The organism is Planobispora rosea (assembly GCF_014648175.1).
In the GTDB taxonomy this organism is placed as follows: Bacteria; Actinomycetota; Actinomycetes; order Streptosporangiales; family Streptosporangiaceae; genus Planobispora; species Planobispora rosea.
Genome location: NZ_BMQP01000015.1, coordinates 1 through 18,671, shown reverse-complemented (window position 1 = coordinate 18,671; position 18,671 = coordinate 1). Strand labels below are relative to the sequence as shown.

20 protein-coding genes are annotated in these 18,671 nt (G+C 71.6%); 11 read left to right on the top strand and 9 right to left on the bottom strand.

The window, feature by feature from the left end; all coding sequences use genetic code 11:
* Positions 1-2,015 precede the first annotated feature (2,015 nt).
* The 4 genes from IEZ08_RS16630 to IEZ08_RS16615 form a co-directional block, all read right to left on the bottom strand.
* Positions 2,016-3,482 carry a hypothetical protein gene (locus IEZ08_RS16630; protein WP_229803170.1) on the bottom strand — a complete coding sequence of 489 codons (1,467 nt, stop codon included), beginning with the start codon at positions 3,480-3,482 and terminating at the stop codon, positions 2,016-2,018.
* Between the two features lie 110 nt (positions 3,483-3,592).
* Complete coding sequence (locus IEZ08_RS16625) at positions 3,593-4,519, bottom strand: hypothetical protein (protein WP_189242443.1); 927 nt, start codon at positions 4,517-4,519, stop codon at positions 3,593-3,595.
* Positions 4,519-5,088: an RNA polymerase sigma factor gene (locus tag IEZ08_RS16620; RefSeq protein WP_068927561.1), complete on the bottom strand. Its 570-nt coding sequence runs from the start codon at positions 5,086-5,088 to the stop codon at positions 4,519-4,521. Before IEZ08_RS16620 ends, IEZ08_RS16625 begins: the two co-directional genes overlap by 1 nt.
* Positions 5,089-5,226: 138 nt before the next feature.
* On the bottom strand, positions 5,227-5,625 hold the full coding sequence (locus IEZ08_RS16615; RefSeq protein WP_189242442.1) for a hypothetical protein: 399 nt from the start codon (positions 5,623-5,625) through the stop codon (positions 5,227-5,229).
* A gap of 196 nt (positions 5,626-5,821) precedes the next feature.
* Between IEZ08_RS16615 and IEZ08_RS16610 the strand changes: the two genes are divergently transcribed.
* The 4 genes from IEZ08_RS16610 (at position 5,822) to IEZ08_RS16595 (ending at position 7,806) form a co-directional block, all read left to right on the top strand.
* Positions 5,822-6,373: a hypothetical protein gene (locus tag IEZ08_RS16610; protein ID WP_068927557.1), complete on the top strand. Its 552-nt coding sequence runs from the start codon at positions 5,822-5,824 to the stop codon at positions 6,371-6,373.
* The gene (locus IEZ08_RS16605) at positions 6,357-6,944 is read left to right on the top strand and encodes an OmpA family protein (protein ID WP_189242441.1); all 588 of its coding nucleotides are present in this window, start codon (positions 6,357-6,359) and stop codon (positions 6,942-6,944) included. The genes IEZ08_RS16610 and IEZ08_RS16605 overlap by 17 nt, the downstream gene beginning before the upstream one ends.
* Positions 6,945-7,036: 92 nt before the next feature.
* Positions 7,037-7,498, top strand: coding sequence for a hypothetical protein (locus IEZ08_RS16600; RefSeq protein WP_189242440.1), 462 nt, complete (start codon positions 7,037-7,039; stop codon positions 7,496-7,498).
* On the top strand, positions 7,495-7,806 hold the full coding sequence (locus tag IEZ08_RS16595) for a transcriptional regulator (protein WP_068927552.1): 312 nt from the start codon (positions 7,495-7,497) through the stop codon (positions 7,804-7,806). Before IEZ08_RS16600 ends, IEZ08_RS16595 begins: the two co-directional genes overlap by 4 nt.
* Positions 7,807-8,089: 283 nt before the next feature.
* Here the strand turns inward: IEZ08_RS16595 and IEZ08_RS16590 are convergent, their stop codons facing one another.
* Complete coding sequence (locus IEZ08_RS16590; RefSeq protein WP_203863389.1) at positions 8,090-9,031, bottom strand: LysR family transcriptional regulator; 942 nt, start codon at positions 9,029-9,031, stop codon at positions 8,090-8,092.
* Positions 9,032-9,107: 76 nt separating this feature from the next.
* Between IEZ08_RS16590 and IEZ08_RS16585 the strand changes: the two genes are divergently transcribed.
* Positions 9,108-9,890: an aspartate/glutamate racemase family protein gene (locus tag IEZ08_RS16585; RefSeq protein WP_084780736.1), complete on the top strand. Its 783-nt coding sequence runs from the start codon at positions 9,108-9,110 to the stop codon at positions 9,888-9,890.
* Here the strand turns inward: IEZ08_RS16585 and IEZ08_RS16580 are convergent.
* Both IEZ08_RS16580 and IEZ08_RS16575 read right to left on the bottom strand, forming a co-directional pair.
* Entirely contained in the window at positions 9,871-10,242 is a 372-nt protein-coding gene (locus IEZ08_RS16580) for a VOC family protein (protein WP_068927549.1), read from the bottom strand. The two genes, IEZ08_RS16585 and IEZ08_RS16580, sit on opposite strands and share 20 nt — an antisense overlap.
* A 46-nt stretch (positions 10,243-10,288) precedes the next feature.
* Positions 10,289-11,269, bottom strand: coding sequence for an NAD-dependent epimerase/dehydratase family protein (locus tag IEZ08_RS16575; protein WP_068927547.1), 981 nt, complete (start codon positions 11,267-11,269; stop codon positions 10,289-10,291).
* Between the two features lie 519 nt (positions 11,270-11,788).
* On the opposite strand from IEZ08_RS16575, the gene IEZ08_RS16570 reads away from it, so the two are divergent.
* Positions 11,789-12,781 carry an anti-sigma factor RsbA family regulatory protein gene (locus tag IEZ08_RS16570; RefSeq protein WP_307815397.1) on the top strand — a complete coding sequence of 331 codons (993 nt, stop codon included), beginning with the start codon at positions 11,789-11,791 and terminating at the stop codon, positions 12,779-12,781.
* 63 nt (positions 12,782-12,844) lie between these two features.
* Here IEZ08_RS16570 and IEZ08_RS16565 read toward each other — a convergent pair whose 3' ends face one another.
* The gene (locus tag IEZ08_RS16565; protein WP_189242439.1) at positions 12,845-13,999 is read right to left on the bottom strand and encodes a sugar ABC transporter substrate-binding protein; all 1,155 of its coding nucleotides are present in this window, start codon (positions 13,997-13,999) and stop codon (positions 12,845-12,847) included.
* Positions 14,000-14,235: 236 nt separating this feature from the next.
* Here IEZ08_RS16565 and IEZ08_RS16560 point away from each other — a divergent pair, with 236 nt between their 5' ends.
* From IEZ08_RS16560 to IEZ08_RS16540, 5 genes are all read left to right on the top strand, one after another.
* Positions 14,236-14,958: a hypothetical protein gene (locus IEZ08_RS16560; RefSeq protein ID WP_189242438.1), complete on the top strand. Its 723-nt coding sequence runs from the start codon at positions 14,236-14,238 to the stop codon at positions 14,956-14,958.
* A complete protein-coding gene (locus tag IEZ08_RS16555) occupies positions 14,958-15,389 on the top strand; it encodes a phage holin family protein (protein WP_068927543.1) in 432 nt (143 codons plus the stop codon). The genes IEZ08_RS16560 and IEZ08_RS16555 overlap by 1 nt, the downstream gene beginning before the upstream one ends.
* On the top strand, positions 15,365-16,033 hold the full coding sequence (locus IEZ08_RS16550; protein ID WP_068927541.1) for a DUF3618 domain-containing protein: 669 nt from the start codon (positions 15,365-15,367) through the stop codon (positions 16,031-16,033). The genes IEZ08_RS16555 and IEZ08_RS16550 overlap by 25 nt, the downstream gene beginning before the upstream one ends.
* An 82-nt stretch (positions 16,034-16,115) precedes the next feature.
* Positions 16,116-17,153, top strand: coding sequence for a YihY/virulence factor BrkB family protein (locus IEZ08_RS16545; RefSeq protein WP_189242437.1), 1,038 nt, complete (start codon positions 16,116-16,118; stop codon positions 17,151-17,153).
* Positions 17,154-17,317: 164 nt separating this feature from the next.
* A complete protein-coding gene (locus IEZ08_RS16540) occupies positions 17,318-18,373 on the top strand; it encodes a class I SAM-dependent methyltransferase (RefSeq protein ID WP_068927539.1) in 1,056 nt (351 codons plus the stop codon).
* Between the two features lie 75 nt (positions 18,374-18,448).
* Here IEZ08_RS16540 and IEZ08_RS16535 read toward each other — a convergent pair.
* On the bottom strand, positions 18,449-18,671 hold a 223-nt coding region (locus IEZ08_RS16535), incomplete at its 5' end, for a diguanylate cyclase domain-containing protein (RefSeq protein WP_189242436.1).

Below are 18,671 nucleotides of genomic sequence, written 5' to 3'. Positions count from 1 at the left end.
ACGGGGGACAACGTCGCCACCCTCCGCGACCGGATGGAGGACGGCGCGTTCGACGCGATCGTGCTCGCCTCCAACGCGCTGAACGACCGGACCATCATGGACACGATGTGCGACGAGGCGTTCGCCGCGAGCCTGGAGGAGTTCCTGCTGGAGGGCCGCGGGTTCCTCTGCTTCCACCAGCTCGGGCTCGCCATGCGCAAAGGACCGTGCATGCGCGTGCTGCCGGACCCGCTCGGCGACGTCCGCCCGGTGGTGCGCCCCGCCACCGAACCCCTCACCGGCGGCAGGCTGGAACCGCCCGCGGGAGCCCGCCACGTCACTCTGCTGTATCCGAACCCGATCGACCAGCGGGGCATCACGGACTGGTGCGCCGCCCCGCACAACCCGCGGGGCGTCTACTGGCACTACTGGGACGACGTCGACCTGACCGACTGGGACGTGCTCGTCGCCGACACCTCGGTCGCCTCCGGCCCCCGTACGCTGCTCCTGGCCACGAAGGAGTCGTCCAACCGCCGGGTCGTGCTCTCGGCTCTGCCGATCGACTGGCAGGGCTACCACGACCTCGCCGCGAATCTGCTGATCTACGCGGTGGAGGGACGGCACGACACCGCCGTCGTCGCCGACGCCGCCCGCAAGCCGGTCTCCTTCTCCTACCTGCTCGACAGCATGCGGGACCAGCGGCTGGCCTTCCGGGCCTACGACCTGGGCAGCGAGGCCGACGCGCTGGCGGAGCACCTCGGCAGCGGCATCCACTCCTCGCTGATCATCGAGCCCGGTCTCGCCGGGGAACTGCCCGAACGGCTGGAAACCGTGATCACCCAGGCCGTCGGGGCCGGATACCTGAGGGTGCTGGACTTCGCCGACCGCCGGCCCGGCCACCGGATCCGGCCCCTGTCGGTCCTCAGCCCGGAGTTCTCGGCGGCCCGGCTGCTCCAGGCGGCCGAGCTGCAGATCCACGCGGACATCGAGCAGGGCTACATCGACGACAGTTTCTGGAGCCATGTGGAGACGCTCCAGACCATGAGCGCGCTCCCCAGCCGGGCGGACGACATCGGCGACCACCTGGGTGAGGCATGGAAGATCGTCGCCAACCATGACCGGGACGGATCGTACGACGAGGTGTTCGGCGCGACGGTGGCGCTGTGGTGGATGCGCGCCCGCTACCTCGGCCGGGACGACCCGAGGACCGCGGCGAGCAGGCGCTGGCTGCGCCGGGCGATCCGGGAGTGCCCGGACCGCGATCGGGCCCTGGCCTACGTCACCTTCTCGTTGATCCGTCCGCTGGAGCGGGGCGAGCTGGCGGACGTCCGTGCCATCCTCGCCCGGGTCACCTCGGCCGGGGACGCCCCCCCGAGCGAGAACGACCTCACCGTGTACCTCAAGGCGGCCGTCGTGGCGAAGACCGCGGAGGCCGTGCCGTACCTCGTGAAGGTGGTCGCGGACTGCCAGGACGAGGAGGGCAAGTGGGTCGACCTGATCACCACGGCCACGATGGCCGACACCCTGCTCGACGCGCGCGCCCTGCTGAAGGACGGTGCGGAGGAGACCGTCCGGTGCGTCGAGGAGATGTGCCTGCGCGCCGTCATCTCCATCCTGGACCAGCTCGATCGCCGGCAGCCCGGCGCCTACCCCTGGGGCGGCAAGGCGAGCGTCACCGTACGGTGCCTGCAGGCGTGGCTGAAGTTCGACTCGCTCATCGACATCCCGGTCCACACGGTGGTCGGGATGCTGGCCCGTCACCGGGGCGCGGACAACGACTTCGTCGCGGGGCGCACGGCGTTGTCGGTCCTCCAGCAGATCAAGCTGGAGAACCAGCGCCTCCGCCGGGAGCTCACCGCCGCGGAAGCCAGCAAACGGGTCATCCGCCGCATGCGGACCCGGACCAAGCTGGCCATCGGAGGGGCGCTGACGCTGGTGTACCTGCTCCTCGGACTGGTCGGGGGGCTGGTGTCGAACCGGGGCTGGCCCGAGTTCGGCACGGCGTTCGAGGCCGGCTTCGTCAAGGCGTGGGGCGTTCACCTCTCGATCCTGGGCGCGGTCGCGGCGCTGCTCGCCGTGCCGTGGCGCCAGTGGTCGGCCGACGGCCGCACCAGCAGGGAGCACAGGGAGAGAGAGGCCGCCAGGCAGGCGACCGGGACCACCGGCAGCACGTAGCGGTGGTCGAAGTCGAGCACGGCGACCGGCCCGGCCAGCAGGGCCGTCGCCGCCGCCCAGGGCAGCAGGACCGCACGGCGCGTCCCCGGGCGGGCTCCCCGGCGCCGCAGCAGCGTCCCCGCCGCGCCGGTGAGCAGGATCGCCCCCAGCATCGGCCCGCGCAGGTACGCCGGGTACTGGTAGGCGACCAGGACGTCCGCGTACGGCCGGACCGAGGACAGACCGCGGATGTCCGGGTCGTACTCCCGCCTCACCTTGTCGATCAGAGGCTGCTCCGGCAGCGGCCACTCCCCGTGGCCGAAGCCGAAGGCCGGGGTGACCCGCCGGGGATGGGCGACCGGCGTCCAGGAGAAGGCGATGGAGGTGTCCCTGACGACCTCGCGGAGATAGTCGAACGGCTGGGCCGCGATGGCGCGCAGCGCGAAGGAGCGGGCCGCGTCGTTGTGCGCGAACCGGCCGCCGGGCAGAAGGTTGAGCGAGGCGCCCGGCGCCCAGACGTACTCCGAGGCGGCGTCCACGACCGTGCCGTTGGGGCACAGCCGCGCCAGCTCGGGCGGCGGCTTGACGACCGCGCAGTCGGCGAAGGTCATCGTACGGGCCCAGAGCGCGACCCCGTCGGCGCCGCTGAGCGCGAACCTGCCGTGGTGCGCGCCGTACCAGGCGGCGTAGGCGGCCAGCGGCAGCGTCCCGGCCAGGACCATGGCGAGCAGCGGACGCCACCCGGTGCGCCGGACGGCGAGGACGAGCAGCACCAGCGCCAGCAGCGGCAGCGCGATCGTCCGGGTGAGCGCCGCCGCCGCGAACAGCAGGCCCGCCCCCGTGGCGGCCCGTGCCGACAGCGCGGGCGACCACATGAGCGTGGTGAGCCCGGCGACGATCAGGAAGATGAACAGGGTGTCCGACAGGATCGCGTGCTCCAGCCGGAGGAACGAGGCGTCGAACAGCGGCGGCACGGTCGCCAGGGCCGCGCCCCAGCCGGGCAGCGACCGGCGGCGGAGCAGGGCGTAGATCATGATCCCGATGGCGAGGCCCATCCCGTGCTGGACGGCCGCGACCAGCTCGACGCTGTGGAACGGCCACAACGCCCGGAGCAGGAGCGGGTACCCGATCGGGTGGAAGGCCGCCGAGGGTTCGAGGTGGACGGCGGTGTCCAGGTAGGTGAAGGAGTCGTACCAGTAGAGCTGGGCGGGCCGGTAACCGAGCATCGTGACGACCCGGAGCGCGGCGGCGGGCACGAGGAGGACCGCGAAGACGCGGTGGTCGGCGAGGGACGCGAGAACGGTACGGCGGAGCCGGGGAGGCGCCACCGGGCGGACGTCTGTGAGCACGCTGAATCCGATCGTCGATGGGGAGACCCGCCGGGGCCGGGCGGGATGCAGCCGGCGGGGAACGGCCGGCGGGGAACGGCCGGCGAGGTCGGCTCACGACCTCCCGAGGGTTATGACCCTTCGGGGCAGAAGACCTTCAGCGGCCGGGGCGTACGGTGCGGCGTGGGGTTGGCCAGGATGAACGCCTCGTCCGCCGAGGTCATGAAGCCCTCGTAGACGTACCAGTCGCCGGGGAGCGAGGTCTGGGGCTTCATGGTGGAGTAGGAGGTCCAGGTCGGCCGGATGCCGTGCGCCCGGAGCGTGGCCGTCACCTCGGCGACGGTCCTGTTGGCGTACGGGACGCAGTGGAAGACCTGGTGCGGCTGGCCCAGGTCGGGCCGGTCCGCGTACTCCTCGCCGGGACGGGCCGCCCGCCCGAGGGAGATCTCCGCGTTGTCGGTGTAGCCCACCGGGACTTTCAGGCCGATGTGGCAGGGGAACAGGGTGGGGCAGGAACCGGACGACTCGACGGCGACGATGGTGCCCTCACCGGGTTCGATGACGTCTCCGGCCTTCAGCTTCCCCTCCCTGACGAGACGGCGGATGCGGTTCGTCTCGGCCTCCTCGTCCACCCTGAGCAACTGACCCACCCCGCCGGGGGAGGCGGGCTTGACACTGAGTCTGATGTTCAGGCCGAGGGATTCGAGTTCGGACTCGTACCGCCCGGGATCGGCGAACAGGTCCTTCACCGTGATGACGTAGTAGTCGCCCTCCCTCTTGACGTCCAGCGCGGCGGAGGCGGGGCGGGAACCCAGAGCACCGGGGAACGTCCAGGTCACTATCACCCCCAGGACCGCCGACGCGACGACGATCGGCAGGGTCGTCCACCGGCGGCGCCGTACGATCCCGGCGCGGAACGGCGCGGTGAGCCAGGCGAACCGGCGGCGCGGAGCGGGCGCGACGGCGGTGATCTCGTCGAACAGCTCCCGGGCTCCCGGGGTCATGCCGGGGCCGGGGTCGGGGGCGATGCCCGCCACGAGGCGGTCGACGTCGTGCATCACACGTCCCCCTTCGCCAGCGCGACCGCGCGCGAGCCGTACCTGGCCAGGTCGAGCCCGGCGGAGTCGAGCTCCCGGGCGAGCCGTTTGCGCGCCCGGTGCAGCCGGAGGCGTACGGCCCCGCGCGAGCAGCCCATCACGGTCGCGATCTCCTCGTGGTCCAGGCCCTCCCAGCTCACCAGGGAGAGCAGTTCTCGGTCGTCGGGGCTGAGTCGCATGAACGCCGCGCGGATCCCGCCGGGGTCGTCCTCGGCGGCGTTCCGGGCTCCGCCGTCGCGCTCGGCCCACACGGTGAGCTCCGCGCGGAGCCGTACGGCCAGCTCGGTCCGGCGGGTCTCGGCGCGGCGGCCGTTGGCCAGCACGCGCCGGGCCACCCCGTACAGCCACAGGCGGGCGTCGTGTCCCTCGGGGACGTCGTCCAGGCGGCGCCAGGCCGTGGTGAACGTCTCGGCGAGCGCGTCGGCGGCGTCGTCGGGGGAGCCGGTGCGCCGCCGTACGTACGCCAGGAGATCGGGGTAGTGCGCGGTGTAGATCTCCTCGAAGCGCCGCTTGGGGTCAGGGGGACCCACGCTGCTTCCTTCCGCCGGGGACTCGGTCACCTCGTACCTGTCCGGCAACGGCGTTGCGTTTCACGCCTTTCTCAGATTTTTCGTGGAACACGAAAGACGTGCCCCTATGCTCCCACGGGCGGGGCCGGCCCGCCCGGATCAGGGTGCGGCCGTCAGCGCGTCGCAGGTGAAGTCGTCGGGGCGGTCGGGTTCGAGCTCGAAGCGGTGGAGCGAGGTCGATCCCACCGGCAGCCGGAAGGTCTCCCGGCGGACGCAGTCGTAGAACGCGTAGGCCCCTTCGCGCTCGCCCAGCAGGAGCACGGGCACGCCCCCGCGCTGCGGCTTCCCGGCGATGGAGGCGACGGTCACCCACTGGTCCTGGAAACCGGCCAGGGAGAGTACGACGCTGCCCCGGCCCGTGCTCGCCAGCTCCACGGCGTCCGCCTCCCGGGCGCCGTCCGTGCCGGGTACAGTCCGTGCGAGCCCGGTCTCCCCCCATCGAGGCTCCGTCTCCATCAGGGAGTTCCCGGGGCCGGTTCGCGTGGGTTCTTCGGACATACTCCGAGCGTATTGGTGCCTTTGTCCGGATCTGCCCAAATTTCCGGCTGTCGTCCTCTCGCCCAGTTTGACAATATATGTCCAGGCCAATTTGCCCATTAGGCATTAGTTGGCGCGCTTAGCATGTCTTGAAATCATGAATTTGTACTAGAAATAAGTAAAAGCCGCTTATTAGGATTCTCGTCCCATGAGGACGATGAAGATCGTAACCGTGGCGGCGCTGGTCCTGGCCGTCACGGGCTGCCGGTTCGGCCAGACCGCCCGGGACGTCCCGAAGGAGCAGGTGGAACTCACCTCCTCCGGCTCGAAGGCCCCGGCGGCGGAGTCGACGGCGCCACCGGACAAGGTCGTGGCCGGCCGGGAAGGCGCTCTCGACAATCACCGCTTCCGGGTGGAGATCGTGCAATTCCTCCGTCGCGACCGGTTCGTGAACCTCACCTTCACCGTCACCGTGACCAAGGGTGACGGCGGACTGGGCTGGCAGGTGAACAACGCCTTCTCCGCCGTCCCGCAGCAGCACCCCACTGTCGACGGGGTGTTCCTGGTCGACACCAGGAACGCCAAGAAGCACCTGGTCGCACTGGACAGCGACAACGCGTGCGTCTGCAGCCGGATCGGGTCGCTGTTCCTCAAGGAGGGCGAGAGCGCGGCGTTCTCCGCCACCTTCGCCGCCCCGCCCGAGGGTGTGACGTCGATGGACGTGCACATCCCCAACGTCGGGACGCTGGCCGATGTACCGCTCGGCTAGCGCGCTGGCCGTCGTCGCCACCCTGCTGACCCCCGCGCCGCAGCCGTCGCCCACCCCGATCCCGGTGGAGGCGGGTCCCCCGGTCACCGCGCCCGTCCTCGACCTGACCGCCCCGGTGCTCGACGTCCAGGGCCGGGTTCTCGACATCGGCGAGCGCGTCGCCACCCTGGACGGATCGCTCACGGACGAGAGCAGGGGCACCGAACGGAAGATCACCGTGGCGGCCGACGTGCTGTTCGCCTTCGACAGGGCGACGCTCACCGCCAAGGCCAGGAGCCGCCTGGCGCAGGCCGCGAAGACACTTGCCGCCGAGGCCGGGGGCGAGCGGGTGCGCATCGACGGCTACACCGACACCAAGGGCGGCGACGCCTACAACCTGGACCTGTCACGGCGGCGTGCCCAGGCCGTACGACAGGCTCTGGAGCGGCTGCTGGACGGCAAGGGGATCACCTTCATCGTCGAAGGCCACGGCGCGGCCGACCCCGTCGCCCCCAACACCGCCCCCGACGGCGGAGACAACCCCGAGGGCCGCGCCAGGAACCGCCGGGTGGAGATCGGCTTCCCCGGCTGAGCCCGTGGGCGCGAGAGGCGCCGAGTCCGCGTCTTTCCATGACGGAAAGCCTAGAGTTGACGATATGGAAAGTCAGTGGTTGGCTTTCCGTCATGGAAACACACGCGAGTTCTCAGAACTCCGTCCCCGTGCTCTCCCGTGAGGAGGCCGCCGCAGCTCTCCGCGAGGTGGAGCAGGTCCAGGCCACCCTCCGCGCCACCCCGATGCCGATGTGGTACCCCGTCGCCATCGCCCTGCTGAGCGCGGCGTCTCCGCTGAGCGTGCTGCTTCCGCAGCCCGCCGGAGCCGTCGTGTCCGTGGCGTTGGTCGCCGGGATCGTGGTCGCGATGCGGGTGTTCCTCGACAGGTCCGGGATCGTGAGCAGAGGCGACAGGCGCCAGGTGGTGGTGATGTCGCTGGCGGCGCTGTTCCTCGTGGGCCTCATGGCGGGCGCCACCGTGCTCGACGTGCGATACGGCCTGGAGTGGGGCTGGGGCGTCTCGGCGGCGGTGAACGCCGTCGTCATGTTCACCCTCACCCTCTACTGCCGCAGGCCCTCCCGGAAGTCGGCATGACGGTGGTCGGCGACTCCCCGGACGGCTTCGACGCGACGATCCACGCGCCGAACCGGCTGCGGATCTGCGCCCTGCTGGATGCGGTCGCCGAGGCCGAGTTCGGCACGGTCCAGCAGCAGCTCGGGGTCAGCGCCTCCGTGCTCAGCAAGCAGGTGGGAGTGCTGATCGAGGCCGGTTACGTCAAACAGCGCAAAGCCGTGCGCGACACCCGCCAGCGCGTCTGGCTCCAGCTCACCGAACCCGGCCGCGCCGCCTACCGGGGTCACGTCGCCGCGCTCCGGGCGATCGTCGGTGAGCGTTCTGGATGACGGCCGCCGCGGGCGGGCGGCGCGGCTGCGGGACCGGCCGGATCGTCGGGGCGCCTTCAACGAGCACCGGCACCGGCTCAGCCTGGCCGCCTTCCAGTGGCCGCTGCGGGCCGCGACTTCCGTGATCGCCGGATGGTACTCCGACGCGTCGTTCGACTGCTTCCGGGAGTGGCTCATCGGTCTCGGCCGGGAACGGAGGAGAACGCGCGGCGGCTTCCGCGGCTGTGCGCGCTGTTCGGCTGGACGTCCTGACGGATGCGGCCCGGGTCACCCGTGGCCCGGGTCACCCGTGGTCCGGGTCACCCGCGGCCCGGACGCGCGGGGCGAGAACGTCGCGGAGGGCCTGCACGGCGGCGCGGACCGCCGGGATCTGGTCGGTCTCGCGGGGATGGGTCAGGTACAGCGTGCGGGGGCGGAGCCCCGGGACGGGCCGGACGGCGACGCCGGGGGCGGTGAAGGCGTCCAGGGCCAGACGGGGCAGGAGCCCCACCCCCAGGCCTCGGGCGATCAGCGCCTGGGTGACCACGTAGTCGTCGGTGCCGTGCCGTACGTCCGGGACGAACCCGGCCTCCTCGCAGGCGCGGCGGAGTCCGGCGGCGCACCGCTCGCAGCCGGCGATCCACCCGTCGGCGGCCAGCGACCGCAGGTCCACCGGCCGGTCGCCGGGGACGGCCTGCGGATGCGAGCGCGGCAGGACCAGCAGCAGCGGGTCCTCGCCCACCGGGGTCCGCACCAGCCCGGGATGGTCGTCCGGTTCCTGACCGGCGTGGGCGAACGTCACGGCCAGGTCCGCCTCCCCGGCGGCCAGCAGGTCGGACGCCTCGGGCGGTTCGGCCTCGCGCAGCCGTACGTCCACTCCCGGATGACGCCGGAGCAGCAGGTCCATGGCGGCCGGGACGACGGTGGCGCTGGCCGAGGGGAAGGCGGCCAGCCGTACGGTGCCCTCCCGCAGCTGGGCCAGCGCGTCGAGGTCGTCGGCGGCGGCCTGCAGGCGGGCGGCGACGGCGTCGGCGTGGCCGAGCAGGAGCCGGCCCGCCTCGGTGAGCCGGACGCCGCGCGGGAGACGCAGCACGAGGGCCATCCCCGCCCGCCGCTCCAGGTGGCGCAGGTGCTGGCTGACCGCGGGCTGGGTCCAGCCGAGAGCGCGGGCCGCGCCCGCGATCGACCCGGCGTGGGCGATCTCCCGGAAGACCAGCAGGCGGTGGGGATCCATGCCGTGGGTCATGCCATAAGTATTCCTTGGATGTCGTCAAAGAAATCCAGGTCTACCTATGGGGCGGCTACCGCGTCAGGATTTCCGCATGACACGAACCATCGGCCTGATCGGCGGCATGAGCTGGGAATCCTCGGCGGAGTACTACCGTCTGCTGAACGAGGAGGTCCGCCGCCGGCTGGGCGGCCACCACTGCGCCCGCAGCCTCATGCTGACCGTGGACTTCGCCGAGATCGAGGCCATGCAGCGCGCGGGAGACTGGGCCGCGGCCGGTCGGCTGCTGTCCCGGGCGGCGAGGACCCTCCAGGAGGGCGGGGCGGAGCTGGTCCTGCTGTGCACCAACACCATGCACCGGGTCGCGGGGGAGATCGAGGCCGCGATCGAGGTGCCGTTCGTGCACATCGTCGACGCCACGGCGGCGCGGATCACCGAGGCGGGACTCACGACCGTGGGACTGCTCGGCACCCGGTTCACGATGGAGATGGACTTCTACCGCGACCGGATGCGCGAGCACGGGATCGACCTGCTGGTCCCCGACGAACCCGGCCGCGCCCTGGTGCACGACGTCATCTACCGGGAGCTGACCCGCAACCGGGTGGAGGACGCCTCCCGCCGCGCCTATCGGGAGATCATCGCGGATCTGGCCGCCCGCGGGGCCCGGGGGATCATCCTGGGCTGCACGGAGATCACCTTGCTGATCGGTCCGGAGGACAGCCCGGTCCCGGTGTTCGACTCCACCCGCCTGCACGTCGAGCGCGCCGTGGATCTGGCGCTGGCCGGTACGGCGGCACCCGGCGGGCCGGGGCTCAGCGGACCGAAGCTCAGTGGGCCGAAGCTCAGTGGGGCAGGGCTCAGTGGGTCGGGTCGATGACGCAGAAGCGGTTGCCGTCGGGGTCGGCCAGGACGACGAAGTCGGGGTCCTCGGGGTAGAGGTCCCAGTCGACCCGCCCGGCGCCGAGCGCGATCAGCCGCTCCACCTCGGCGGCCTGGTCGGCGGTGTCACGGGCGTAGAGGTCGATGTGGATGCGCGGGTGCTCCTGCACGGGGGACTCGCTGAGGTCGAGCGCCAGCGCGATACCGCCGCCACCGTCGGCCGGTTCGAGCACGGCCCAGTCGTCCCGGACCTCACCCGGGCGCGGGACGTAGCCCAGCGCCCGGGTCCAGAACTCGATCGCCCGCGGCACGTCGTCGACGCCCAGCACGACAGTCCGGATGTTCAGCATGATCCGATTCTGGCAGATTCCGGTTCTGCCGGACTCCGCAGAATGATCAGCGCGCGCGCCAGGCGGCCAGGAGCTCGGCCTCCCGATCCGGGGTGATCGTGGTCTCGACGGAGTAGTCCGCCTCGGACGCGCGGATCTCGCGGATCGACTGGGCGAGCGGACGCGGCGTGAGGCCGGCGGCGTGGGCGGCGGACGGATCGGCGGTGTTGGCCGCCGTCCACGCGTCCCCCTCGCCCCACAGCGGAAGGGAACGGCCGTTCTCCCCGCGGGCGAGCAGGAAGTCCGCGTCCACCCAGGTCAGCGTGGTTCCCGGCGGGGCGACCTCGGCGGTGATCGCCTCCAGCATGTCGCCGAAGGTGAACGGCGGGGGCGGGCTGACGGCATGGAAGGTGCCGCCGTTCCCCTTCTCCACCATGGCGATGATCCAGGAGGCCATGTCGCGTCCGTCGATCACCTGGATCGGGTCGTCGGGGGCGCCGGGGGCCAGGACCTCGCCGCCGCGGGCGATCCGGTTGACCCAGTAGGTGAAACGGCCGGTGTAGTCGTACGGGCCGATCACGTAGGTCGGGCGGACGATCAGGGTGCCCGCGCCGAACCGGGCGGTCGCCGCCCGCTCGCACAGGACCTTCAGCGGGCCGTACGTCTCCGGGGTGACCGCCCCGGGGACCGGGCCGCCGGGGTCGGCGAGCTCCGCGAGCGGGGAGTCCTCGGTGAAGCCGGGCGCCTCGGGGGTGGCGTAGACGGCCGTGGTGGAGACGAAGACGTACTGCCCGGTCGAGACGGCGCCGGCCAGCGCCTCGACCTGGGACGGCAGGTAGGCGCTGACGTCGATCGTGACGTCCCACTCCCGGCCGTCCAGGGCCGACAGACCGGTGTCGCGGTCGGCCAGGATGTGCTCCGCCTCGGGGAAGAGGTCCGGTCCGGTCCGTCCCCGGTGCAGCAGGGAGACGTCGTGTCCGGCCGCGAGCGCGGCCTCGGTGATGTGCCGGCCGACGAACCGGGTGCCACCGATGATCAGAATCCGCATATCAGACATCTTTCCCTACAGAGGCACTTATCGATGGATGGACTACGTTCTTCCTCGTGGCGAACGACTGGAAGGCGCTCCTGCTCGCGGGTGCGTCGGGAACGGGGAAGAGCCGGGTCGCCTACCGGCTGGCACGGCACTACGGGATCCCGATCGGCGAGTCAGATCGTGGAGAACTACCGCCGTCGCGAACCGGGGGCCGGAGAACAGCTCAAGCGCGCCGGGGTGAGCGCCCGCTACGGGGATTGGCTCGCCGGGCGGCCGTGGAGCCCGGGATCCCCGTGATCACCGCACGTCCCTGGGACGGTTCCGTCCACCGGATCGCCGAAGTCCTCGGCGCCTGACCCCGCGCGAGCCGCCGTTCTCGCCGGCGCGTCCCGCTTCCGGCGAGTCATACGGCCCGGCCGGATCTGCTGAGGAGAAAGATGGACGTGCATGATGTCACTTGGCGGATCCTTGTTCCCGAAAATGGGGCAGAGGGTACGTTGGAGATGTCGGTTCATCAATTTGGGGCGGTTAGTGGTGGCAAGCGAACCAGAGGGGTCGATTTCTGGGCGGTCACTGCCGCACACGCCCGGTCCTTTCGAACACCCGGCCCTCTTCTACCGCGGAGCCGATGACTACCTCAGGGGTACGGTGCCCTTCATCCTGGAAGGGCTGGCGGCGGAGGAACCGGTCGCGGTCGCCGTACCGCGGGGGAACCTGAACCTGATCCGCGAGGCGCTGGGTGAGCGCGCGGCCGCCGAGGTGCGGCTGTTGGACATGGGCGAGGCCGGGCGCAATCCGGGGCGGATCATTCCCAGCGTGCTGCGCGCCTTCGCCGACCTCCACCCCGGCACCCACGTGCGCATCATCGGAGAACCCATCTGGCCCGGCCGTTCCGCGACCGAGTACCCGGCGTGCCTGCAGCACGAGGCGCTGATCAACCTCGCGTTCGCCGGCCGGGACGCCACGATCCTGTGCCCGTACGACGTCGAGCGGCTGGACCCCGTGGTGATCAAGGACGCGGAGGAGACCCATCCCGTCATCGTGGACGCCTCCGGAACCCGGACCAGTTCCCGGTACGAGGTGGACCATGTGCTGCGGGAGTGCAACCAGCCGCTGCCGCCCCCCGAGGACGCCGCCACGATGCGGTACGGCCACGACCTCCATCCCGACCCCCTGACGCGGGTCCGCGACTTCGCCGCCGAGTACGCCGCCCGCTCAGGGCTGTCCGGCGACCGCCTGGACGACCTGCGGCTGGTCGCCAGCGAGCTGGCCGCCAACAGCCTCGATCACGGCGGCGGATCGGGCGTCCTGCGGATCTGGCGGGAGGACGGCCGGGTGGTCTTCGACATCGGCGACGCGGGCCACATCACCGATCCCCTCGCCGGGCGTCACCCCGCCGACACCCACCAGCTCGGCTCGCGCGGCCTGCTCGTGACGCACCTCCTCGGCGACCTGGTCCGCGTGCACACCGGGCCGGCCGGTACCACCACGCGGGTCTACTTCGACGTGAACGGCGACGCCTGACGGTTCCGGCGGTCGGACGAGTTCGGCGGTCAGATGAGCCCGCCGGTCGGACGAGTTCGGCGGTCAGATGAGCCCGGCGGCCCGGCAGGCCGCCCGGACGTCCCCGGCGCAGATCTCCTCGACCCTCCAGAAGCCGTCCGCGACCACCGTCGTGCCGATGGTGGCGGCGGTGACCGCGATCGGCCGGAGGATCTCGGCGGGGATCGTGGCCGAGGTCCCGTTGTCCACGGTCCGGGTGGTCCTCACCGCCGTGCCGGTGCCGAGGGCGACGGCCATCCGGGCGGCGCTTCGCGCCTGGGGCCTGATCGGCTTGTAGACGGTCATCGTCTGGGTGCCGAGCAGGATGCGCTGGATGGCCGCGAGCTCGCCGTCCTGGCCGGTCAGCGGAATCCTCCCGGGAACCCCGGCGGAGCGCATCGCCTGGGCGGCACCCGCGGCCATGCCGTCGTTGGCCGCGTAGACCCCGGCGATCTTGTCCGCGCCGAGCTCGGCGAACGCCTCGGCCGCCCGGGCGTTGGCCTGGTCAGGGCTCCAGTCGGGAATGTCGTACTCCCTGCTGATGTCCACCCGGCCGTCGAGGACGGAGTGAGCGCCCCGTTTGACCTGCTCCGCGTTGGGGTCGGTGGGCGAGCCGTTGAGCATCACGACGGGGCCGCGCCCCCGGGTCCCGGCCTTCTCGACCGCCTTGAGCAGGGCCTCGCCCTGTGCCCTGCCGACCTCGACGTTGTCGAAGGAGACGTAGGCGTCGATCGGGCCCGCGGCCAGGCGGTCGTAGGAGACCACGCCGACCCCCCTCGCCTTGGCCCTGGCCACCGCCGGGCCGATCGCCCGGGCGTCCACCGGGTCGAGGATCAGAACCCGGACGTCGTTCGCGAGCATCTCGTCGACCTGCTGCTCCTGCCGTCCCGGATCCCGGTTGGCGTTCCTGTACACCACCGCGCATGTGGGGCAGAGCGCCGTGACCTCCTCGGCGATGTAGGGATGGTCGAACCTGTCGTAGCGGACGGCCGTCGACTCGGGGAGCAGCAGGCCGATCCGGAAACCGTCCGCGCCGCCCCGCGGGGAGCCGCCGGGGGAGGCGGTGGGGGAGGCGGTGGACACCGTGCCGTCTCCTCGGCCGGTCTCCTCGGCGGCTCCGCAGGCCGGGAGACCGAGCGCCAGGACGGACAGGATCAGGACGAGCACGGCGGAGCCCGCCGTACGTCGAACCGGTTTCATGTACATCTCCTGCCAAGTGATGGCCCACCTCGACCGGCGGCCGGCCGTCCCCGGCGAGAGCCGTACCCACAGGTGGGGGAGGGATCCCCGGGCGACGGGGATCGTGCGGGGGGTGCGGCAAAGAAATGATCGGAAAGGGAGATCGTTGACCCTGTTTTAAGCGGTTTGTGAATGTCCGCGGCACTTGGGGGTAGCGGGCGCTTCATCCGAAAAAAGCACAACCGCTGGAGGCATCGGTGAGCGAGTATCCGACCGGAGCGGGGGACTACTCTGGACAGAGCGGGGGAGCGCAGACAACGGCCCAGCAGGCCAAGTCGGCCGCGGGTGAGGTCGCGCAGACCGCCAAGGAGCAGACGCGGGTGGTGGCCGGGGAGGCCAGGAACCAGGCGCGTCGCGTCGTGGGTCAGCTGCGTGACCGAGTGGGGGAACAGACGCAGCACCAGAGTCGGCGCGCAGCTCAGGGGATCCGCCAGTGGGCCGATGACCTGTCGTCGATGAAGGAAGCCGTCAAGCCGGACTCCCCGGTTCACGGGGCGGTCCAGCAGATCGCCGACAGTGGCCGGCGCGCCGCCGACTACCTGGAGGAGAACGGGCTGGCCGGCGTGGTGGACGAGGTCCAGAACTTCGCCCGCCGCCGTCCGGGCCTGTTCCTGGCCGGGGCGGTGGTGGCGGGCTTCCTGGCCGGCCGGGTCGCCAAGGCCACGGCGGGCGTCACGTCGGAGGAGACCACGAGCGGCACCGTGTCACGGGGCACCGGGAGCGGCTCCACCTTCACCCCGACCGCCGGGAGCTTCGGACAGGAGACCCCGGTACGGCCGATGACCCCGCCGGCGCACACGACGTCGCCGTATCAGTCGGCACAGCCGGCCGAGCCGCTGGCACAGCCGACCTACCCGGAGAGCATTCCGGCCGAGTCGCAGGGCGCCTACCCGCCGAACCGCTGGGACGGTGAGTCGTGATGAGCGCTCCCCCTCGCCCTGATCATCGGGCGGACACGCATGTGGAACCTGCGGAACCCCCGTCACTGGGACAGCTGATCAGTGAGATCGGGGAGGACATGTCCCGGCTGTTCCGCCAGGAGGTGGAACTGGCCAAGGCGGAGATCCGCCAGGAGGCGGTCAAGGCGGGCAAGGCCGCCGGACTGCTCGGAGGCGCCGGGTTCGCCGGTTACATGACCGCTCTGCTGGTGACCCTGGCCGTCATGTTCGGCCTCGGGAACGTCATGGACCTGGGCTGGGCCGCGCTCATCGTCGCCGTCGTGTGGGCGGTGATCGGCGCGGTGCTGTTCGTGAACGGACGCAAGCGCATGCAGCAGGTATCCCCCAAGCCGGAACAGACCATCGAGACGCTCAAGGAGGACGCACAATGGGCGCGGAACCTGACGAAATAAGGGCGGAGATCAACGCCACCCGGGCGGAACTGGCCGCCGACGTGAACCGGCTCGCCGAGCGGACCAGCCCGCGGCGGATCGCGCAGCGCCGCACCGCGCGGATGCGTCAGAAGATGCGCGTGGTGCGTGAGCGCGTGATGGGAACCCCGACCCACGCCGCCTACCGGGTGCGTGAGCAGGCCGGGCAGGCCGCCCACACGGTCCGGGAGAGCGCCTCCGGCGCCGCCGACACCGTCAAGCACGGCGCCCAGCAGGCCGCCGAGACCGTCAAGCACGGGGCCTACCAGGCCACCGAAGTGGTGAAGGAGACGCCGGAACAGGTGATGCGGAGCACACAGGGCAACCCGCTGGCGGCCGGGATGATCGCCTTCGGCGCCGGGCTGCTGGCAGCGGCCCTGCTGCCCAAGACCGAGGCCGAGAGCCGGGCCGCCGAGCAGCTCAGGGAGCAGGCGGGCGACATGGTCGAACCGGTCAAGAGCGCGCTGCAGGACTCGGCCCAGCAGCTCGGCCAGGAGGCCAAGGGAATCGCCCAGGAGGCGGCTCAGCAGGTCAAGGAGACCGCCACCGAGGCCGCGAAGACCACGGGCGGTCACGCCCGGGAGCAGGCCCATCAGGTCACCGACCAGACCCGCTCCCAGCTGTAGCCGCAGTCGTCCGACCAACGTTGCCGCTCCGCCTCCCCGAGGCGGAGCGGCAGCGGCTTCCACTCCGAAGACGGTGCATCCGATGACACGCCACGACGACGACAGACGATCCTCCACCGGTACGGCCCGCGGACGGGAGCGCGACGCGGCGCGCGGACGGGGCGGCGACAAGGCTCCCGGCGACAAGGCTCCCGAAGGCCCGACCGAGCTGCCCAAGCGCTCCTGGTGGGGAGTGCTCAAACGCACCGTCAAGGAGTTCCAGCAGGACAAGCTCACCGACTGGGCCGCCGCGCTCACCTACTACGCGGTCCTGTCGATCTTCCCCGCGCTGCTGGCGATGGTCTCGCTGCTCGGCCTGTTCGGCGAGCAGGCGACCCGGCCGCTCATCCAGAACATGGAGACGCTGCCCTCCGGGCCCGTCAAGGACATCCTCCTCGGGTTCCTCCGTACGCTGGGGGACAACCCGAGCGGCGCCGGGGTCGCCACGATCATCGGTATCGCCGTCGCGCTCTGGTCGGCCTCGGGCTACGTGGCGGCCTTCATGCGAGCCGCCAACATCATGTACGAGATGCCCGAGGGACGGCCCATCTGGAAGACCCTGCCGCTGCGGCTGGCCATCACCACCGTCCTGGTCATCCTGACTGCGGCCGGAGCGGTCGCCGTGGTGTTCACCGGAGGCCTCGCCGACAGGGCGGGCCAGGTGCTCGGCGTGGGCCATACCGGGCTGGCGGTCTGGAACATCGCCAAGTGGCCGGTCCTGGTGATCGCCGTGATGCTGATGCTCGCCCTGCTGTACTGGGCCGCCCCCAACGTGGCGCACCCGGGCTTCCGCTGGGTCACCCCGGGCAGCGTGCTCGCCGTCATCCTGTGGATCGTCGCCTCCCTGGCGTTCGGGTTCTACGTCGCCAACTTCGGCTCCTACTCCAAGACGTACGCCGCCTTCGCCGGCATCATCATCTTCCTGATCTGGCTGTGGATCACCAACATCGCCGTGCTGCTCGGGGTGGAGTTCGACGCCGAGCTCGCCCGCGCCCGCGCGATCGAGGACGGGCACCCGCCGGAGCAGGAGCCGTACGTCGAGCCCCGCGACACCCGGAAGATGGACAGCGACACCGCGTAGCGGACGGCCGGGCCGGGCGCCGCGAAGGCCGGGCACCGCGAGCCGGCGGCAGAAGGCCGGGTGCCGCGAACCGGCGACAGGCGGGTGACAGCCGGACGACAGGGCCGTGGCAGCGCGGTCCCCGATCCTCCTTGAGGTACACGACCAACGGGAGGAAACAGACCATGGACCTCACCAAGCTTGAGGCGTTCCACACCCAGATCGCGCAGGAGGCGCTCGGTGCGAGCCTCAGCCTGTCCAACTACCTCGGAGACCTGCTCGGGATCTTCCGGGCCATGACCGGGGCCGGTCCCCTGACCGGCGCGGAGCTCGCCGAGCGCACCGGCCTGTCGGAGCGGTACCTGCGTGAGTGGCTGTCCACGCAGGCCGTCGCCGGACACCTGGACTACGACCCGGCGACCGGCGGGTTCGAGCTCCCCGCCGAGCACGCCGCGGTGCTGGCCGACGACGAGGCCATCACCTCGCGCTCCGGGCAGATCGAGGCCACCGCCGCCGCGTGGCTCGCGGTCGACGGGATCGCGCGGGCCTTCCGTACGGGCGAGGGCTTCGGGTGGCACCGGCACGACGCGCGGCTGTTCACCGGTGTGGCGCGCTTCTTCGGCCCGCTCTACCGGATGTCGCTGGTGGACCAGTGGCTGCCGGCCCTGGACGGCGTGGTCGACCGGCTCCGCGCCGGGGCCCACGTCCTGGACGTCGGCTGCGGGCACGGCATCTCGACGATCCTCATGGCAGAGGCGTTCCCCGCCTCGCGGTTCGAGGGGATCGACTACCACGAGGCGTCGATCGAGGCCGCGCGCCAGGCCGCGATCAAGGCCGGGGTGGACTCCCGCGCGCACTTCCACGTCGGCGACGCCACCGAGGACGCCACCGGTCCGTGGGACCTGATCTGCTTCTTCGACGCCCTGCACGACATGAGCGACCCGGTGACGGCCGCCCGGCGGGCCCGGGAGAGCCTGGCTGAGGACGGCACCCTGCTTCTCGTCGAGCCCGCGGCGGCCGACCGGCTGGAGGACCGGATCGGCAACCCGGTCTCGATGAGCTACTACGCCGCCTCGACGTTCATGTGCGTGCCCCACTCGTTGTCGGGGGAGCCCGGTCTCGCGCTGGGCGCCCAGGCGGGCGCCGACCGGCTGGGCCAGGTGCTCGCCCAGGCCGGGTTCGGCCGGGTCCGCGTGGCGCTCGCCACGGAGTACAACCTGGTCATCGAGGCGCGTCCCTGATCATCGGGTTCTTCGGGATCATCGCGGTCTTCGGGATCTTCGAGGACTTCGCGGACTTCCCGTGGAACGGGAGCGTCACGCCGCGGTTCCGGACGCGTGAGCGTCCGGGACCGCGGCGGTCTCGACCCGGTTGCGGCCGGTTCGCTTGGCGGCGTACAGCGCCTCGTCGGCGGCGTGCAGCAGTTCTTCCAGGCTCTGCCCGGCTTCCAGGCTCTGCCCGGCGGTCCGGCAGGCCACTCCCGCGCTGAAGGTCACCGGCACCGGCCGCCCCCCGGCCCGCACCGGCTCGGCCGCCACC

What these genes read in the sequence shown, in the direction of transcription:
- IEZ08_RS16625 (WP_189242443.1), bottom strand. Translation starts at nt 4,519, where the DNA reads ATGCACGACGTCGACCGCCTCGTGGCGGGCATCGCCCCCGACCCCGGC.
- IEZ08_RS16615 (WP_189242442.1), bottom strand. Translation starts at nt 5,625, where the DNA reads ATGTCCGAAGAACCCACGCGAACCGGCCCCGGGAACTCCCTGATGGAG.
- IEZ08_RS16610 (WP_068927557.1), top strand. Translation starts at nt 5,822, where the DNA reads ATGAAGATCGTAACCGTGGCGGCGCTGGTCCTGGCCGTCACGGGCTGC.
- IEZ08_RS16605 (WP_189242441.1), top strand. Translation starts at nt 6,357, where the DNA reads ATGTACCGCTCGGCTAGCGCGCTGGCCGTCGTCGCCACCCTGCTGACC.
- IEZ08_RS16600 (WP_189242440.1), top strand. Translation starts at nt 7,037, where the DNA reads ATGGAAACACACGCGAGTTCTCAGAACTCCGTCCCCGTGCTCTCCCGT.
- IEZ08_RS16595 (WP_068927552.1), top strand. Translation starts at nt 7,495, where the DNA reads ATGACGGTGGTCGGCGACTCCCCGGACGGCTTCGACGCGACGATCCAC.
- IEZ08_RS16590 (WP_203863389.1), bottom strand. Translation starts at nt 9,031, where the DNA reads ATGACCCACGGCATGGATCCCCACCGCCTGCTGGTCTTCCGGGAGATC.
- IEZ08_RS16585 (WP_084780736.1), top strand. Translation starts at nt 9,108, where the DNA reads ATGACACGAACCATCGGCCTGATCGGCGGCATGAGCTGGGAATCCTCG.
- IEZ08_RS16580 (WP_068927549.1), bottom strand. Translation starts at nt 10,242, where the DNA reads ATGCTGAACATCCGGACTGTCGTGCTGGGCGTCGACGACGTGCCGCGG.
- IEZ08_RS16575 (WP_068927547.1), bottom strand. Translation starts at nt 11,269, where the DNA reads ATGCGGATTCTGATCATCGGTGGCACCCGGTTCGTCGGCCGGCACATC.
- IEZ08_RS16565 (WP_189242439.1), bottom strand. Translation starts at nt 13,999, where the DNA reads ATGAAACCGGTTCGACGTACGGCGGGCTCCGCCGTGCTCGTCCTGATC.
- IEZ08_RS16555 (WP_068927543.1), top strand. Translation starts at nt 14,958, where the DNA reads ATGAGCGCTCCCCCTCGCCCTGATCATCGGGCGGACACGCATGTGGAA.
- IEZ08_RS16550 (WP_068927541.1), top strand. Translation starts at nt 15,365, where the DNA reads ATGGGCGCGGAACCTGACGAAATAAGGGCGGAGATCAACGCCACCCGG.
- IEZ08_RS16545 (WP_189242437.1), top strand. Translation starts at nt 16,116, where the DNA reads ATGACACGCCACGACGACGACAGACGATCCTCCACCGGTACGGCCCGC.
- IEZ08_RS16540 (WP_068927539.1), top strand. Translation starts at nt 17,318, where the DNA reads ATGGACCTCACCAAGCTTGAGGCGTTCCACACCCAGATCGCGCAGGAG.